16 protein-coding genes are annotated in these 17,268 nt (G+C 64.6%); 3 read left to right on the top strand and 13 right to left on the bottom strand.

Translation table 11 applies throughout. The features are described 5' to 3' along the window. Positions 1-228 precede the first annotated feature (228 nt). The 3 genes from AWB80_RS08205 (at position 229) to AWB80_RS08195 (ending at position 2,415) form a co-directional block, all read left to right on the top strand. The gene (locus AWB80_RS08205) at positions 229-441 is read left to right on the top strand and encodes a hypothetical protein (RefSeq protein ID WP_061174145.1); all 213 of its coding nucleotides are present in this window, start codon (positions 229-231) and stop codon (positions 439-441) included. A 42-nt stretch (positions 442-483) separates the two neighbouring features. Then, positions 484-1,515, top strand: a complete 1,032-nt coding sequence (locus AWB80_RS08200) for a serine/threonine protein kinase (protein ID WP_061174144.1) — start codon at positions 484-486, stop codon at positions 1,513-1,515. A 177-nt stretch (positions 1,516-1,692) separates the two neighbouring features. Next, the gene (locus AWB80_RS08195; protein ID WP_061174143.1) at positions 1,693-2,415 is read left to right on the top strand and encodes a PepSY-associated TM helix domain-containing protein; all 723 of its coding nucleotides are present in this window, start codon (positions 1,693-1,695) and stop codon (positions 2,413-2,415) included. A gap of 29 nt (positions 2,416-2,444) precedes the next feature. Here the strand turns inward: AWB80_RS08195 and AWB80_RS08190 are convergent, their stop codons facing one another. The 13 genes from AWB80_RS08190 to mgrA all read right to left on the bottom strand — a co-directional run bounded on the left by AWB80_RS08190 (position 2,445) and on the right by mgrA (position 17,097). After that, positions 2,445-3,653 carry a PepSY-associated TM helix domain-containing protein gene (locus AWB80_RS08190; protein WP_244206438.1) on the bottom strand — a complete coding sequence of 403 codons (1,209 nt, stop codon included), beginning with the start codon at positions 3,651-3,653 and terminating at the stop codon, positions 2,445-2,447. A gap of 132 nt (positions 3,654-3,785) precedes the next feature. Next, positions 3,786-4,805 (bottom strand): XdhC family protein, encoded by a 1,020-nt coding sequence (locus tag AWB80_RS08185; RefSeq protein WP_061174142.1) that lies wholly within the window; start codon positions 4,803-4,805, stop codon positions 3,786-3,788. Next, positions 4,778-5,320 carry an SRPBCC family protein gene (locus tag AWB80_RS08180; protein WP_061174141.1) on the bottom strand — a complete coding sequence of 181 codons (543 nt, stop codon included), beginning with the start codon at positions 5,318-5,320 and terminating at the stop codon, positions 4,778-4,780. The genes AWB80_RS08185 and AWB80_RS08180 overlap by 28 nt, the downstream gene beginning before the upstream one ends. Further along, positions 5,311-6,501: a vWA domain-containing protein gene (locus AWB80_RS08175; protein ID WP_244206450.1), complete on the bottom strand. Its 1,191-nt coding sequence runs from the start codon at positions 6,499-6,501 to the stop codon at positions 5,311-5,313. The genes AWB80_RS08180 and AWB80_RS08175 overlap by 10 nt, the downstream gene beginning before the upstream one ends. Further along, a complete protein-coding gene (locus AWB80_RS08170; RefSeq protein ID WP_061174139.1) occupies positions 6,498-7,391 on the bottom strand; it encodes an AAA family ATPase in 894 nt (297 codons plus the stop codon). Before AWB80_RS08170 ends, AWB80_RS08175 begins: the two co-directional genes overlap by 4 nt. A gap of 5 nt (positions 7,392-7,396) precedes the next feature. Then, positions 7,397-8,197, bottom strand: coding sequence for an FAD binding domain-containing protein (locus AWB80_RS08165; RefSeq protein WP_061174138.1), 801 nt, complete (start codon positions 8,195-8,197; stop codon positions 7,397-7,399). Between the two features lie 11 nt (positions 8,198-8,208). Then, positions 8,209-10,590, bottom strand: coding sequence for a xanthine dehydrogenase family protein molybdopterin-binding subunit (locus tag AWB80_RS08160; RefSeq protein WP_061174137.1), 2,382 nt, complete (start codon positions 10,588-10,590; stop codon positions 8,209-8,211). 60 nt (positions 10,591-10,650) lie between these two features. Next, positions 10,651-11,127, bottom strand: coding sequence for a (2Fe-2S)-binding protein (locus tag AWB80_RS08155; RefSeq protein ID WP_061174136.1), 477 nt, complete (start codon positions 11,125-11,127; stop codon positions 10,651-10,653). Between the two features lie 228 nt (positions 11,128-11,355). Continuing rightward, on the bottom strand, positions 11,356-12,798 hold the full coding sequence (bcaP, locus tag AWB80_RS08150; protein ID WP_061174135.1) for a branched-chain amino acid transporter BcaP: 1,443 nt from the start codon (positions 12,796-12,798) through the stop codon (positions 11,356-11,358). 156 nt (positions 12,799-12,954) lie between these two features. Continuing rightward, entirely contained in the window at positions 12,955-13,608 is a 654-nt protein-coding gene (gene rqpR, locus AWB80_RS08145) for a response regulator transcription factor RqpR (protein ID WP_061174134.1), read from the bottom strand. A gap of 11 nt (positions 13,609-13,619) precedes the next feature. Next, positions 13,620-14,474: a sensor histidine kinase gene (locus tag AWB80_RS08140; RefSeq protein ID WP_061174133.1), complete on the bottom strand. Its 855-nt coding sequence runs from the start codon at positions 14,472-14,474 to the stop codon at positions 13,620-13,622. Positions 14,475-14,801: 327 nt separating this feature from the next. Next, a complete protein-coding gene (locus AWB80_RS08135; protein ID WP_061174132.1) occupies positions 14,802-15,572 on the bottom strand; it encodes a ferredoxin--NADP reductase in 771 nt (256 codons plus the stop codon). Between the two features lie 481 nt (positions 15,573-16,053). Then, a complete protein-coding gene (gene mgrA, locus AWB80_RS08130) occupies positions 16,054-17,097 on the bottom strand; it encodes an L-glyceraldehyde 3-phosphate reductase (protein ID WP_061174131.1) in 1,044 nt (347 codons plus the stop codon). Between the last annotated feature and the right edge of the window lie 171 nt (positions 17,098-17,268).

Raw genomic sequence — 17,268 nt, 5'->3', positions numbered from 1 at the left:
CTGCTTCGCGTCTGCGATCGGCAACACAACGCGGCGATTGGCGTCCGCTGAAGCGCCACCATGCGCTAAAGTTAGAGCACAGTCGTTCATGAAGACCGCGCATGTCGCGCCTCTCGAAACAATGACGCGGCGATAAGTCTGGTGCACGAGCCGTGAAAAGCCTGTGCTTGGTGAAATACATTTGACCGGCGCTTTAATCCTCAGCCGGCGCTGAAACGGGGATTCATCATGCAAATCGGTTCGATTGTCCGCTCAGTGCATATTGCCGTGCCCCAGGGCGCGCGCGGCATCGTCATGCGTATTCTCGGCGACATGGCGATGGTCGCGTGGTACGAGGGCGAGCCCGGCGTGACCAAACTGCTCAATACGGAGCCGTTCTTTCTCGAAGACCTGATCGATACGGGCGATATCGTTCGCCCGGCGAACACGGTCGTGCATTGAGAAAGCGGCGCGTTCCGCGCGAAGGCGCGGCACAATGCCGGGATGAACTCGATCCATCCCGATTCCCAGGGCGCGCCCGCAGCTGACGCGCCGCCCTTCTCCGGCCTCACGCCCGAACGCGTGCTCGATGCGCTCGACAGCGTGCTGATTCCCGCAGGCGAGCGCACCGACGGCCGCCAGCTGGCGCTCAACAGCTACGAAAACCGCGTCTATCAGGTTGGCGTCGAAGACGGCGCGCCGGTCGTCGCGAAGTTTTATCGGCCGCAACGCTGGTCGAACGCCGCGATTCTCGAAGAACACGCGTTCGTCGCGAGCCTCGTCGCGCGCGAGATTCCGGCCGTTCCGGCGCGCGTGCTCGAAGGAACGACGCTGCACGAGTTCGATGGTTTTCGCTTTTCCATCTTCGAGCGGCGTGGCGGACGCGCGCCCGATCTCGATCGTAGCGACACGCTCGAATGGCTCGGGCGCTTCATCGGGCGGATTCACGCGGTGGGCGCGATCGAGCCGTATCGCGAGCGGCCGACGCTCGATATCCACACCTTCGGCCACGAACCGCGCGAGTTTCTGCTGACGCACGGCTTCGTTCCGGCCGATGTGCGCGAAGCCTGGGAAGCCGTCGTGTCGATGGCGCTCGAAGGCGTCGCGCAATGCTTCGAACGCGCGGGCGACGTGCGGCATCTGCGTCTGCACGGCGACTGTCACCCGAGCAATGTGCTGTGGACCGACGCCGGCCCGCATTTCGTCGATTTCGACGACAGCCGCATGGGCCCGGCGATTCAGGATCTGTGGCTGCTGCTGCCGGCGGGCCGCGCGGACGCATCGCGCGCGCTGACGGACCTGCTCGCCGGATATGAAGATTTCTGCGATTTCGATCCGCGCGAATTGCATCTGGTCGAGGCCTTGCGCACCTTGCGGCTGATTCACTATTCGGCGTGGCTCGCGCGGCGCTGGCATGATCCGGCGTTTCCCGCCGCCTTTCCCTGGTTCAACACGCAGCGCTATTGGGAAGACCGCATCCTCGAATTGCGCGAGCAAGTCGGCGCGATGCACGAAGGCCCGCTCTGGCCCGTGTGAAATTTTTTGTGACAAACGCATGCGACTGCATCGGCGCAAATCGTTGAAAAGCGCTTTTCCGCATGTAATGATAACAATTCTCATTCGCCCGCCTTTCGTCGATCGCCACGCGTTCCCGCGCGTCTAGCCGATCGGGGCGCGGTTTTGCCTGCCAATGCCCGAATCCTGGAGAGACGCGTGAACGCGCCCGACACACTGAATCCGCAGCCCGCGACGAGCGGCTCGACGCAATATCGTCCGCACGGGCGCCTCATCGACGATGCCGAGCAGTTCGTGCGCAAGAACCGCTCGCGGCGCTCGACCTTTCTCAAGTGGCTGCGCAAGGTGCACGGCTGGATCGGCCTGTGGGGCGCGCTGCTCGGCTTGCTGTTCGGCACGACCGGATTTCTGCTGAATCATCGTGCGACTTTGCGCATTCCGACCGGCGAGCCGCAGGTCACGCAGATGCAGATGCCGCTGCCCGCCGAAGGCTTCAAGACGCCGCGCGACATGGGCACGTGGCTCAAGAAGGAATTGAAGATCGAAGGCAATCTCGGGCGCACGCGCCGCGAGCCGGCGCATCCGGTCGGCTGGGGCGACAAGAGCACGATGCAGCCGGAACAGTGGTCGGCGATGGTGGCGTCGCCGGGCGGCAGCGTGATGGCCGAGTACTGGGTGGGCAACAACTTTGTTTCGGTGAAGCGCACCGAGAACACCTTCCTCGCGATGATGACCAACCTGCACAAGGGTGTGGGCCTGAGCGCGGGCTGGGTGCTGCTCATCGATACGTTCGCGGGCAGCATCGTCCTGTTGTCGCTGACAGGCGTGCTGCTGTGGACCGAGCTCAACAAGAAACGCACGGCCGGGGTGGTGATCGTGGCGGCGTCGCTGATTGCGGCGATTGTTTGCGGGTTGATTTAAAGTAGTTGCGGTCGGGTCGTGCCGGTGTATCAGCCCCGCCGCTTCCTCGGGTTATGCCGCGTGAGCCACAAATAAAGCCCGCTCCCCAACACCACGATCGTCAGCACATCGAACGCCGCCCAGAAGATCTTGAGCGGCATCCCGCCGAAATCCCCGAAATGCAGCGGCTGCGAGCCGAGCAGCACCTTCAGATACCACGGCAATTCGCGTGCATCGGTGAGCGCGCCCGTCGATGCATCGACGAGCACCGGCCGCATGATCCGCGTCGTCAGAATGCCGTCGCCGCGCATCCACACGGCATAGTGATGCGGGCTCGCGAAGCGCGTCCCCGGAAACGCGACGAACGACGGAATCATGTCCGGCGCGACGCCTCGCGCCGTCTTCACGGCATCGTCGATGGACGCGCGCACCGTCACCGGCGGCTTGTCCCGATACGGCGCGACCATCTGCGCGAGCTGATCGTTGCGCCACGCTTCGAGCATTAAATCGGCGAGCGTGTTGATCGATCCCGTCGCGCCGACGAGCAACGCCCACGCGAGCGTCAGCATGCCGATCGCGTTGTGCCAGTCGAGCCACACGACGCGGCGCTTCTTTTTCAGCCGCACGCGCCCGAGCCCGACCTTGCGCCAGAACGGCAGATACACGACGATCCCCGACACGATCGCCGCCAGAAACACCACGCCCATCGCGCCGAGAAAGAGCTTGCCGAACAGCCCCGCGAACATGTCGACGTGCAGCTTCAGCAGGACGAACTTGAGCGAACCCTTGCCCGGCGGCATGCCGAGCGGCTGCGCGGTGCGGGCGTCGACGGTGGTGCTGAGAGTGTCGTCGGGTGGCGTGTCGGCGTGAGGCGCGCTCACGACGATCGGCAAAAGCGGCTCGTCCGGCTCCCAGATCATGTATTGCGGCACGTGGCCGGGATGCGTCTTCAGCGCGGCGCGCAGGACCGCGTCGTAGCTCGCGCGCGCATCGGCTTGCGATGCGGGCAGCGCGGGCGCTTCGATCGCATCGCCGGTCAGGATGTCGAGTTCGTGCCCAAACACGAGCGGCAAACCGGTGAGACAAAGCAGCAGCATGAACGCCGTGCAGACGAGACTCGTCCAGCGATGCACGATCGACCACGCGCGCAGCGCGCGCTGGCTCATGTGACGCTTGTCCGCGGGCGTGCGCGTGTCGGGCGACGCATCGGCGCGCGCGGCTGCACGCCGATCTCCGCCGGTCAGAAACTTGCCGGGCATTCGATAAAGATTCTGAACTGAAGGACGAATCGCGTCAGCCGCAACGGCCGCGCAAATGAGAACGATTATTATATGGTCGCACGATGCGCGCGGACCGCATATCGTCAGGTTTTTGTAATAATTGCGACGCGCTCAAACGCCGCACACTTCGCCCTTCCCCGCGACCTCGCGCGCCGCCTTCGCGCCTTCGACCTGCAATAGCTCGGGCAGCGAAACGCCGTTCTTCGCCGCCGTCACCTCCGCGAGAATCGACACCGCGATCTCCGGCGGCGTCCTGCTGCCGATATAGATACCCACCGGCCCATGCAGGCGCGCCAGCTCGGCCTCGCTCAGATCGAATTCCTTGAGCCGCTCGCGACGCGCCGCGTTATTGCGCCGCGAACCCAGCGCGCCGACATAGAACGCCGGCGTCTTCAACGCTTCCATCAGCGCGAGATCGTCGAGCTTGGGATCGTGCGTGAGCGCGATCACCGCGCAGCGTTCGTCGAGCTTCATGTCCATGACGGTGTCGTCGGGCATGGTGCGCACGATCGTCGTGCCCGGCACGTCCCATTCTTCCGTGTATTCCTCGCGCGGATCGCAGACGGTCACCTGATAGTCGAGCCCGACCGCGATGCTGCACAGATACCGCGACAACTGTCCCGCGCCGATCACCAGCATGCGATAGCGCGGACCGTGGATGGTCAAAAGCCGCGCGTCGTCGAACAGCACGCCGTCGGTGGCCTGCGCGGGTTCGAGGCGCACGGCGCCCGTCGCCATGTCGAGCGTGCGCGCAACGAGCTGGCCGCTTTCCACCGCCGTGCACAGTTGCGCGATACCGCTCGCTGTCGTCAAAGGCTCCAGCACGAGCTGGATCGTTCCGCCGCACGGCAAGCCGAAGCGATGCGCCTCTTCCGCGCTGATGCCGTACTTCACCGCTTCCGGCTCGGTCTGCTCGATGCCCCGCTGCCGCACCCGCTCGATGAGATCGTCTTCGATACACCCGCCCGACACCGAGCCGACGACGTGGCCATCGCCACGCACGGCGAGCATCGCGCCTTCGGGTCTCGGCGACGAGCCCCACGTTTTCACCACCGTCACGAGCAGCACGCGATGCCCGTCTTCGAGCCATCGCGCGCTGTTCTTCAGGACTTCGAGATCCACGCTGTCCATGATTTCTTTCCTTTCTCCTGCCCTTCTCCGCCGCTTTCATCGTCGGCGGCTGCGTCCTGTGATTCCTGCCCGCCTTGCAACTGCGCGCTGAATCGCTTGAAAAATTCTCCCGCAATCTTACGCGCCGCGCCGTCGACGAGCCGCGAGCCGATCTGCGCGAGCTTGCCGCCTACCTGCGCGTTCGCGCTGTAGGTGAGCGTGGTCGTGTCGGCATCGGCGCCGGGTTCGAGATTCACGGTCGCGCTGCCCTTGCTGAAACCGGCCGCGCCGCCCTGGCCCTCGAACACGATCGTATAAGTATGCGGGGCGTCGATATTCGTCAGCTCCATTCTGCCCTTGAAGCGCGCCTTCACCGGGCCGACCGCCGCCGTCATCGCGACGTTGTACGCATTTTCGCCGTCCGCGTCGATGCTGTCGCAGCCCGGAATGCAGACCTTCAGCATCGACGTGTCGTTGAGTGCTTCCCACGTGCGCGCCTGCGATACGGGCAACGTGTGCGTTTCGGTCAGTTCCATGAAGCAGCTCCTAAGGACTTGGGTCGCGACAGGGCGGCGAGTTCCCGGCCAACGGCGCCGAGACTGTCGAGGTTATGCGCCGCGAGCATCGCGTCGACGTGAGGCAGGATCGCGCGCACGCCTCGCGCGCGCGGCGTGAAATCGGCGAAGCGCAGCAGCGGATTGAGCCACACGAGCCGATGCGCAAAGCGCTTGAGCCTGCGCATCTCGGCGTCGAGCACGTCGATGGCGTCGTGATCGAGGCCATCGGTGACGAGCAGCACCGTCGCCCGGCCGGCGAGCACGCGGCGCGCCCAGCGTCGATTGAACTCCGCGAGCGCCGCGCCGATGCGCGTGCCGCCCGACCAGTCGGCCACCTGTGTGCCGAGCGTCGCGATCGCGACATCGGGATCGCGTTCGCGCAATGCGCGCGTCGCGTTGGTCAGGCGCGTGCCGAACAGAAATACCTGCAGCCGTTCGCGCGATTGCAACAGCGCGTGGCAGAAATAGAGCACGGCGCGCGAATACGCGCTCATCGAACCGGAAATGTCGAGCAGCAACACGAGCGGCGGCCGGCGCTCGACCGCCGCGCGATACTTCCACACGGTCCAGTCGCCGCCGGAGCGCACGGCATGTCGCGCGCTCGCCTTGAGATCGGCGTGCGTGCCGCGCGATGCCGCCTTCAGCCTGCGCGTCGGCTCGGTCGCGAGCGGCATGCGGTGCGCGCGAATCTGATGCCGCAGCGTGCGCCATTCGTCGGCGCTGAGCGTGTCGAAGTCGCGATGACTCAGCCGCTCCTGCGAACTGAACGTGATGCGCGCATGCGCCTCCTCGGGCTTCGATTCCGACGCCTGCGCCTTCGATGCCGCCGCGCGCGCCGCCAGTGCGTCGGCGAGACGGTTGTTGCGTTTGGGCGGCGGCATGCCGTTCGTCACCTTCGGCAGCAACAGCGCGCGCAGCTTGCCTTCCCAATCGGGATCGCGCCAGAAAAGATCGAAGGCCGCGTCGAAAATCTCGCGCTCGTCGCTGGCGTGAACGAGCAGGCACGCGAGCGTCGCGCGCACGTCGTCGCGGCGGTTCAGATCGACGAAGCGCAGCGCGTCGAGCGCATCGACCGCGTGCGCGGGGGACATGCCGAGACCCGCGCCCCGCAGGAGCCTCACGAAATGCACGACGTTGCGGGCGAGCGGTTCCATCGTCATGGCGCGGCGGACAGGCATTGCGCGAGCGTGTCGGCATCCATGCGCGCGAGGTCGTCCTGATACTTCAGCAGCACGCCGAGCGTGTTCTGCACCGATTGCGGATCGAGCTCCGACACCGACAACGCCGCGAGCGCGCGGCACCAGTCGATCGTCTCCGCGACGCCCGGCGCCTTGAACAGGTCCAGTGTGCGCAGCGCATGTACGAACGCGACGGCGCGCTGCTGCAACGCGCGCCCCGCTTCCGGCGCGCGCGCCGCGACGATCGCCAGTTCGACCTCGCGTTCGGGATAGCCGATCCATTGATAGAGACAGCGGCGCTTCAACGCGTCGTGCACTTCGCGCGTGCGGTTCGACGTCATCACGACGAGCGGCGGCCGCGCGGCCCGCACCGTGCCGTACTCCGGAATCGACACCTGAAAATCCGACAGCAGTTCGAGCAGGAACGCTTCGAACGGCTCGTCGGCGCGATCGATTTCGTCGATCAGCAGGACGCGGCGCGCGTCCGGATTCACGGGATCGGGCAGCAAGGCCTGAAGCAAGGGGCGCTTCAACAGAAACTCGCCGCGATACAGCGAATCGTTCGACGGCGTCTCACCCGATGCCTCCGCCAGCCGCAGCGCCATGATCTGGCGCGGATAGTCCCATTCGTACAGCGCGCTCGCCGTATCGAGCCCTTCGTAGCATTGCAGGCGCAGCAACGTGGTGCCGCACAGGCCCGCCGCGGCTTTCGCAAGCTCGGTCTTGCCGACGCCCGGTTCGCCTTCGAGGAACAGCGGCCGCTGCATCTTCAGCGCAAGAAAGAGCGCCGTCGCGAGCTCGCGGTTCGCGAAGTACTGATGCTCGCGCAGGCGCGCGAGCGTCTCGTCGATGGAAGCGGGCTCGCCCTGCATCGCGATCAGAACGACATCGCGCGCTCGATCGCGCGGCCCGCGAGCACCGGAATCAGATGCGCGCGGTACGCGGCGCTCGCGTGCATGTCTTCGTTCAGCTGGTCGGGCGAAATCGTCACGCCGCGCGCCGACGCGACCGAGAAGTCCTTCGACAACGCCGCTTCCAGTTCGGCCGGACGAAACACCGAAGAAGCCGCGCCCGTCACGCCGACACGCACGCCGTCCTTGAACTTCGCGACGAACACGCCGACGAGCGCGAAGTGCGACGCCGGATTGCGAAACTTCTCGTAGCCCGCGCGTTCGGCGAGCGGAAACTCCACCGCCGTGATGAGTTCGTCGGGTTCGAGCGCGGTCTGATACATGTCGATGAAGAAATCGTCCGCCGCGATGCGCCTTCGGTCCGTCACGACCGTCGCCTTCAGTGCGAGCACGGCGGACGGATAGCACGCCGCCGGATCGTCGTTGGCGAGCGAGCCGCCGATGGTGCCGCGCTCGCGCACCTGCTGGTCGCCGATACGGCCCGCGAGATCCGCGAGGCCCGGCAGCGCGCGCTTCACATCGGCGTTCGATGCGACCTGCGCATGGCACACCGCGCCGCCGATGGTGAGCGTGTCGCCAGCGAGCGTGACGCTTTTCATCGACGCGACGCGCGTCACGTCGATCAGCTTCGAGGGCTGCGCGAGGCGCAGGCGCATCGTCGGCAAGAGGCTCTGGCCGCCCGCGAGGAACTTGGCGTCGGCGTCGCCGGAAAGCGCCGCGACCGCCGCCTTCGCTTCACCCAGACGCTCATATTCGAATGTGTACATGGCCGGTCTCCTCAGGCGTGTTGGGCGTTGTGCATCGCGGTCCAGACGCGATGCGGCGTCGCGGGCATCTGCAGATCCTTCACGCCGAGGGGCGCGAGCGCATCGAGAATCGCGTTGATGACGGCGGGCGGCGAGCCGATCGCGCCCGCTTCGCCGCAGCCCTTCACGCCGAGCGGATTGTGTGTGCACGGCGTGCCCTTCGCGGTTTCGACCGTGAAGTTCGGCAGGTCGATCGCGTGCGGCATCGCGTAATCCATGAACGAGCCGGAGAGTAGCTGGCCGGTGCTGTTGTCGTACACGCAGCGTTCCAGCATCGCCTGGCCGATGCCCTGCCCCAGCCCGCCGTGCACCTGGCCTTCGACGATCATCGGATTGATCACGTTGCCGAAGTCATCGACTGCCGTGAATTTCTGGATGCGCGTCTCGCCCGTGTCCTGATCCACTTCGACTTCGCACACATACGCGCCCGACGGATACGTGAAGTTGGTCGGATCGTAGAACGCGTTTTCGTTGAGACCCGGCTCCATGGTTTCGAGCGGGAAGTTGTGCGGCACGTACGCCGCGAGCGATACATCGACGAAGGTCTTCGTGCGGTCCGTGCCCGCGACGCGGAACACGCCGTTCTTGAACTCGATGTCCTCCGCCGCCGCTTCGAGCAGATGCGCGGCGATCTTCTTCGCTTTCGCTTCGACCTTGTCGAGCGCCTTCATGATCGCCGAGCCGCCGACCGAAATCGAACGCGAACCATACGTGCCCATGCCGAACGGAATGCGGCCGGTGTCTCCATGAATGATTTCGACGTTCTCGATCGCCACGCCGAGCCGGTCCGCGACAACTTGCGCGAAGGTCGTTTCGTGCCCTTGCCCGTGGCTGTGCGAGCCGGTGAAGACAGTGACGGAGCCGGTCGGATGCACGCGCACTTCGCCCGCTTCGAACAGCCCCGCACGCGCGCCCAGCGCCCCCGCGACATTCGACGGCGCGAGCCCGCACGCCTCGATGTAGCACGAATAGCCGATGCCGCGCAGCTTGCCTTTCTGCCTGGATTCGTCCCGGCGCTTTTGGAAACCTGCGACATCCGCAAGCTCCAGCGCGCGGTTCAGGCACGCGTCGTAATCGCCGGTGTCGTAGGTGAGACCGACTGGCGTCGCGTACGGAAACTCGCGGATGAAATTGCGCCGGCGCAGTTCGACCGGGTCGATGTTCAGTTCGCGCGCCGCCGTTTCGACGAGCCGTTCGACGACATACGTGGCTTCCGGACGGCCCGCGCCGCGATACGCATCGACGGGCACCGTGTTCGTGAACACCGCTTTCACTTCGGCGTAGATCGCGGGCGTCGTGTACTGGCCGGCGAGCAACGTCGCGTAGAGCACGGTCGGAATCGACGATGCGAACGTCGACAGATACGCGCCCATGTTCGCCGTCGTATGCACGCGCATGCCGATGAACTTGCCGTCCTTGTCGAGCGCGAGTTCGGCTTTCGTCACGTGATCGCGGCCATGCGCATCGGAGAGGAATGCTTCGGAGCGCTCGGCCGTCCACTTGATCGGCCGCCCGACTTTCTTCGACGCCCACGTCAGCGCGACATCTTCGGGATACAGAAAGATCTTCGAGCCGAAGCCGCCGCCCACGTCCGGCGCGATCACGCGCAGCTTCGACTCCGGCAGCGACAGCACGAACGCTGCCATCAACAGACGCTCGACGTGCGGATTCTGATTCGCGACGTACACCGTGTAGCTCTCGTCGTGTTTCGAATAGCTCGCGTTGACGGCGCGCGGCTCGATCGCGTTCGGCACGAGGCGCTGGTTCACGATATCGAGCGTGGTCACGTGCGCGGCCTGCGCGAATGCGGCGTCGGTCTTCGCCTTGTCGCCGTGGCCCCAGTTGTAGCAGACGTTGTTCGGCACGCTGTCGTGCACGAGCGGCTGACCGGCATCCGATGCGCTTCCTGTATCGACGGTAGCGGGCAGTTCGTCGTAATCGACTTCGATCAGTTCGAGCGCGTCCTTCGCCTCCTTCACCGACTCCGCGACGACCAGCGCGACCTGATCGCCCACGTGCAGCACCTTGTCGTGCGCGATGACGGGATGCGGCGGCTCGTGCATCGGCGAGCCGTCGGTGCTGTGGATGAGCCAGCCGCACGGCAGACCGCCGACGTTCTCATCCGCCATGTCCTTCCCGGTGAAGATGCCGATCACGCCCGGCGACTTCCTCGCGGCTTCGATATCGATGCGCGTGATCTTCGCGTGCGCGTGCGGCGAGCGCAGGAATACGCCGTAGCTTTGCTGCGGCAGGACGACGTCGTCGGTGTACTGGCCCGCGCCCGTCAGGAAGCGGTAATCTTCCTTGCGTTTGACGCCGGCGCCGATCAATTTCTGTTGCTCAGGGGCATTCATCGCGGTCTCCTTTTCAAGGCGCGATTCATCGTTTCGAATGGAAGGGGCGCAACGCGCGAATCAGGCGCTGGTTTTCATGGCCTGCGCGCCCTGGAGAACCGCTTTGACGATGTTGTGATAGCCCGTACAGCGGCACAGGTTGCCGTCGAGCTGTTCGCGCACTTCTTCTTCGGAGAGATCGGGCGACTGCGCGGCCAGCGCGCTCGCGCTCATCACCATGCCCGGCGTGCAGAAGCCGCACTGCAGGCCGTGACATTCCTTGAACGCCGCCTGCATCGGATGAAGCTGGCCGTCTTTCGCCATGCCTTCGATGGTCGTCACTTCCATGCCGTCCGCCTGCGCGGCGAGGATATTGCACGACTTGATCGCGCGGCCATCGAGATGAACGGTGCACGCGCCGCACTGCGCGGTGTCGCAGCCGATATGCGTGCCGGTGAGCCTGAGTTGATCGCGGAGAAACTGGACGAGCAGAAGATGCGGTTCGACGGTGGCGGTCACGGGTTTCCCGTTGACCGTCAGGCTGATGCTGAGCGCCATTTCACTGTCTCCTTGGTGAGGACGATCCAGCTTCACGCCGTTGCACCTGCCTTACTGCCGCCGTGAGCGTTCAGCTGGGTTTGGTGTTATGTGTTTGTAGCAGCGAGTAAAACATAATTCCGCGCACGTCGCCATCGGCTCGAACGCCCGTCCCAAATCGCGGTGCGGCGCGCTCCAAATGCAAAGCGCCGCCTCTCGGGCGGCGCTTTCGCGTGAATCGAAAATAACTCAGTGCGTGGCGGTTTCGCGTTGCTTCGCGTTGGGGACCGGGGCTTCGAGCGACGCGCGGCCCAGCACCGAATTGCGGCGCGAATACAGGAAGTAGATCACGAGGCCGATCACGAGCCACACCGCGAACGCGATCCACGTCATCGCCTGAAGATTGAGCATCAGGAACAGGCATGACGCCACCGCGAGCACCGGCACCACCGGCACGCCCGGGCAACGGAACGCACGCGGCAGATCGGGATGCGTGCGGCGCAGGATCAGCACGGCGATCGACACCATCGAGAACGCGGCCAGCGTGCCGATGTTGATCAGCTCGGCGAGCACGTTGAGCGGCACGAGCGCGCCGATCAAGCCGAAGAAAATGCCGACGAGCCAAGTGGTCAGGAACGGCGTCGCGAAACGCGGATGCACGCTCGACAGCCGCTTGGGCAGCAGACCGTCGCGCGACATCGCGTAAATGATGCGCGTCTGGCCGTAGCTCATCGCCAGAATCACGGTGAGCATGCCGAGCACCGCGCCGAGGTCGATGAAGCCCGCGACCCAGTTCTGCCCCGCCACCTGCAGCGCGAACGACACCGGATGCGGATTGTTCGCGAACTGCGCCGCCGGCACGATGCCGGTCACGACCGCCGCGACCGCGACGTACAGCACCGCGCACACCGCGAGCGACGAGATGATGCCGATCGGCAGATCGCGCTTCGGATTCTTCACTTCCTCCGCCGCCGACGACACCGAATCGAAGCCGATGAACGCGAAGAACATCACCGCCGCCGCGCCGAACACGCCGGACCAGCCGTTCGGCATGAACGGATGCCAGTTCGCCGGCTTGACGTGGAACACGCCGACCGCGATCACGAGCAGCACGACAGTCACCTTGATCGCGACCATGAGGTTGTTCACGCGCGTCGATTCCTTCACGCCGACCGACAGCAGCGAGGTGATCGCCATCATCACGAGAAACGCGGGCAGGTTGAAGAAGGTGACGTGGCCGGGCAGCGCGCCGGGCGCGGCGGTGAGCGCCATCGGCAGGGAAACGCCGAAGCCCGACAGCAGCGATTGCAGATAGCCCGACCAGCCGACCGACACCGCGGATGTCGCGAGCCCGTATTCGAGCATCAGGTCCCAGCCGATGATCCACGCCGCGAGTTCGCCGAGCGTCGCGTACGAATAGGTGTAGATGGAACCGGCGACAGGAATGGTCGATGAGAATTCGGCGTAGGCGAGGGCGGCGAAGCAGCACGCGATCGCCGCGACGAGAAACGAGATCATGAGCGCCGGGCCGGCCTGCACGGCGCCGGTGCCGGTCAGCACGAAAATCCCCGTGCCGATAATGGCCCCGATGCCGAGAAAGGTCAGATCGAGGGCGCCGAGCGTCTTCTTGAGCGACGTGCTATGCGCGCCGGCCAGCATGTGCTCGATATTTTTCTTACGGAACAACGACATTGCGGTGAGTCTCCTTCTGGCGCATGCGGGCGCCCCTATGCGGGAAAACCCGGCATTTTATCGGAGACTCAATGATTGCCTATTGATCGGGCGCGTGACGCACTATTGAGGTGAATTTTTACGATCCACCCGATCTTATCTTGCGCGAGATAAAAATTATCCCGCAATCGCCGGATTCATATCGACCAGGCGATTACTCATCACGTAGAAAGTCAGCTCGGCGTTATTGGCGAGCTTCATCTTCTCCAGCAACCGCGCGCGATAAACGCTCACGGTTTTAACTGAAAGAGATAAAGCGTTCGCGATGTCCGTCAGCCGCTTGCCCGATGCCAGCATGCACAGCGTCTGATATTCGCGGTCCGAAAGTTTTTCGTGCGGCATTCGGTCCGAGTCGAGCGACACGTAAGTCGCGAGCGCTTCGGCCATTTCCGGGCTGACATACTTGCGGCCGGCCGCAACCTGCTGGAGCGCGCCGATCATCAGCGCCGGGTCCGCCGTCTTCGACAAATAGCCCGACGCGCCCGCTTTCAAGGCCCGCACCGCGTATTGATCCTCGCGATACATCGAGAACATCAGCACGGGCAGGCGCGGCGTTTCGCGTTTCAGACGCTTCAGCAGGTCGATTCCGTTGACATCGGGCAGGGAGATGTCGAGCATCGCGACGTCGAGCGGACGCCGCGCGGCGAGCGCGAGCGCCTGCATGCCCGTTTCGGCTTCCAACACCTCCGACGCCACGCCACGCTCGACGAGCAATTGCGCGACGCCTCGACGCACGATGGCGTGATCGTCGGCGAGCAGGATCTTGAGCATCGCGGGCCGCCTCAGGCGCTCAGCGCGAACAGGCCGGGACGCGCCGCGGTCCACGGCAGACGCGCGCGCACGCAGGTTCCCGCCGGCTTCGCCGCGGCCACGCGCAAGCTGCCGCCGAGCGCCTCGCAGCGCGCGCGCATGCCGGACAGACCGAAGCGCCCGCTCTTGCGCCGCGCGGCCGCGCTGATGCCGACGCCATCGTCCACGATGCTCAGTACCACGCCGTGGGCGTCGAGCGCGATGGTCACGCGCGCGCGCGTGGCGTGCGCGTGGCGCGCGACGTTGCCGAGCGCTTCCTGCATGAGCCGAAAGAACGCGAGCGACATATCGTGCGACATGCGGTCGAGCCGCGCATCGCCGGGGCAGCAGAAATCGACGTCGATCGCCGTGCGCGCGCCGAAGCTCGCGATCCAGCCGGAAAGCGTGGCGGCGAAATTCGCATCGAACTTCGGCGTCTGCAATCCCTCGACGATCCGATGACTCGTCTCGCAGACTTCGGCGAGCGCCGCGCGCGCCTGATGCAGCGCATCGCCGAGCGTGGCGGGCGCATCGGCGGGCAGCCAGTGGCCGGCGCGCGCGAGCGCGAGATTGGCGACGGTGAGCGCGGCGCCGGTTTCGTCGTGGAGATCCTGTGCGAGCGCCTGGCGCGCGCGCTCTTCCGTTGCGGCGAGCAGCGCGGCGAGTTCCTGGACGCGGGCAGTGAGGCGCTGGATCTGCCGATCGCCCCTGAGCTTGGCGTCGATCAGCGCGGAATAGGGTGAGCCAAACGGCGCGCCGGCACATTCCAGCGCCGGTGCGGAAACCCCGCGCAGCGGAGCGCGGCGAATCGGGCTCTCATCGAGCGTGATCGTGGCCGACGAATTCATTCACTGTCCTCGCTATGAGCGCAACTGGAGCTACGTCCTCGGCCAGCACACGAGCGGCGTAACTGAATTTACACTCTGTAACATCGATGACGCACTGCGCGGCGGTGCGCGTCGTCTCGGCGTAAACGGATCATATCTCAAAAATATTATAAATCCATGTCCGACAAGGCTCGGGCGAACGAACTTCATGTCGTTTGCCAGGTTTGGCGCACACAATGCGTAGGAAAAACACCTACTAGCGATGCCTAATTTGTAACAGCGCTGTTTTCGGCGGGCGAAAAAAAACCGGAGCGCGCGGCTCCGGTCTTTGCGGGCGGTACGTCTGGCTTAGCCGACGAACGCCTTCTCCACGACATAGTGGCCCGGATGGTTGTTGCTGCCTTCCTGGAAGCCCATCGAATCGAGCAATTCGCGGGTGTCGCGCAGCATGTGCGGGCTGCCGCAAAGCATCACGCGATCGTTTTCGACCGAGAACGGCTCGACCGAGAGATCCGCGAACAGCTTCTTCGTCTCGATCAGATCGGTGATGCGGCCGCGATTCGCGAATTCCTCGCGCGTGACCGTCGGGTAATAGACGAGCTTCTCGGAGACAATTTCGCCGATATGCTCGTGCGCCGGCAAGTGCTCGGTGATGAAGTCCTTGTACGCGAGTTCGTCGACGAAACGGCACGTATGCGTCAGCACGATCTTCTCGTAGCGGTCGTAGACGTCCGGGTCCTTGATGATCGACATGAACGGCGCGAGGCCCGTGCCGGTGGAAAGCAGCCACAGGGTCTTGCCGGGCAGCAGGTTGTCGGCGACGAGCGTGCCCGTCGGCTTCTTGCCGATCAGCACGGAATCGCCCACTTTCAAGTGTTGCAGGCGCGAGGTGAGCGGACCATCGGGAACCTTGATGCTCAAAAATTCGAGGTGCTCTTCATAGTTCGCGCTCGCGAGGCTGTAGGCGCGCAAAAGCGGCTTGCCATTGACTTCGAGGCCTACCATCGTGAACTGGCCGTTCTCGAAGCGGAACGCGCTGTCGCGGGTGCAGGTGAAACTGAAAAGCGTGTCGGTCCAGTGGTGGACGCTCAGAACGGTTTGAGAATTAAGGTTGCTCATGGCTTCTTGAACTGTGCTCTAACTGTGCGATAGCGGATGACGCTCCGACGCGCGCGCGGCCGGCGTCGAAAATAAGCGCGCTACGAGGGCGCTGCGCTGCCCGAAAAGGACGATCGAACGATGACGGCCGCGGCTTCGACTTCAGGCCGATTCAAAGCCGGCCCGGAGCCGCGATTCGAAGACAGCGATTCACGCTGCGCCTTGCGTGAACATCGCGCAAAAACCAGACAGCCCGGCGCAATCGGCTATTTTAACCCGATAGTCGTTTCGCGGTCCGAACGTCGATACGGCGGCAAAGTCGCGCACGCGCGCCTCGTGGGCGAACGTGCGTGCTGAAGAAGTGCGCTTTCGGCGGGCTGCGCGGGCCGGTAGCCCGAATCGGCGGCGACCTCGATCGCTGCTGAAAAGCTGCCGAGCCCGCATGATAGCAATGGTTTTCGCGCGTATCTCGAAATACCCTTCTGGCGAAAGGTTCGACGCGTCAGACGCGCTGATCCGTCGACGGCTTTTCCCACAGGTTGACGCCACCGTCCTGCGCGTGCTGATCGATTTCCGCGAGCTCTTCCTTGGTGAAATCGAGGTTCTTCAGCGCGCCGACGTTTTCCACGACCTGCTCCGCCCGACTCGCGCCGATCAGCACCGACGTCACGCGCCCGCCGCGCAGCGCCCACGCGAGCGCCATCTGCGCGAGGCTCTGGCCGCGCTTCTGGGCGAGTTCGTTGAGCTTGCGCACATGCGCGAGATTCGCATTGCTCAGATGTTCCTGCTTGAGCGAGCCGCCGCCCGGCTTGTTGACGCGCGCATCCTGCGGCACGCCGTTCAGGTATTTGCTCGTCAGAAGCCCTTGCGCGAGCGGCGTGAACGCGATGCTGCCCGCGCCGACATCGTCGAGCGTGTCGAGCAGGTCCTGCTCGATCCAGCGGTTCAGCATGTTGTACGACGGCTGATGGATCAGAAGCGGCACCTTGTGTTCGGCGAGCAGCTCGGCCATTTCGCGCGTCTTGGCGGCCGAATACGACGAAATGCCCACATAAAGCGCCTTGCCCGAATGCACGGCGGTCGCGAGCGCGCCGGCGGTTTCTTCCAGCGGCGTGTCGGCGTCGAAGCGATGCGAGTAGAAGATGTCGACGTATTCCAGGCCCATGCGCTTCAGGCTCTGGTCGAGACTGGCGAGCACGTACTTGCGCGAGCCGCCGCCCTGGCCGTACGGACCGGGCCACATATCCCAGCCGGCTTTCGACGAAATCAGCAGTTCGTCGCGATAAGGCCGGAAGTCATCCTTGAAGATGCGGCCGAAATTGGTCTCCGCGCTGCCGTACGGCGGACCGTAGTTGTTCGCGAGATCGAAATGGGTGACGCCGAGATCGAACGCGGTGCGCAGGATGTCGCGTTGCGTGGAGATCGGCGTGTCATCGCCGAAGTTGTGCCATAAACCCAGCGACAGCGCGGGCAGCTTCAACCCGCTCCTGCCGCAGGTGCGGTATTGCATCTGCGTGTATCGCTCGGACGCTGCTTGATAGGCCATGACAAATTTCCTCTGCGGATTGCGAATTGAACGGACTTGCGAAGAACGACAGACAGCGCGTCGCGGCCGGGGCGCGGCGCACAACCAAGGGCGTCAATGGTAAGCCAATCGGGGCGCCGCGCGCACGGCACGCGCCGCCGTCCCGATATTCGGCATCGGCCGAATGGCCGG

It is taken from the genome of Caballeronia pedi (genome assembly GCF_001544915.2).
GTDB lineage: Bacteria > Pseudomonadota > Gammaproteobacteria > Burkholderiales > Burkholderiaceae > Caballeronia > Caballeronia pedi.
The sequence above is the reverse complement of the archived record's forward strand: the minus strand, read 5'-3'. Positions and strand labels throughout refer to the sequence as shown.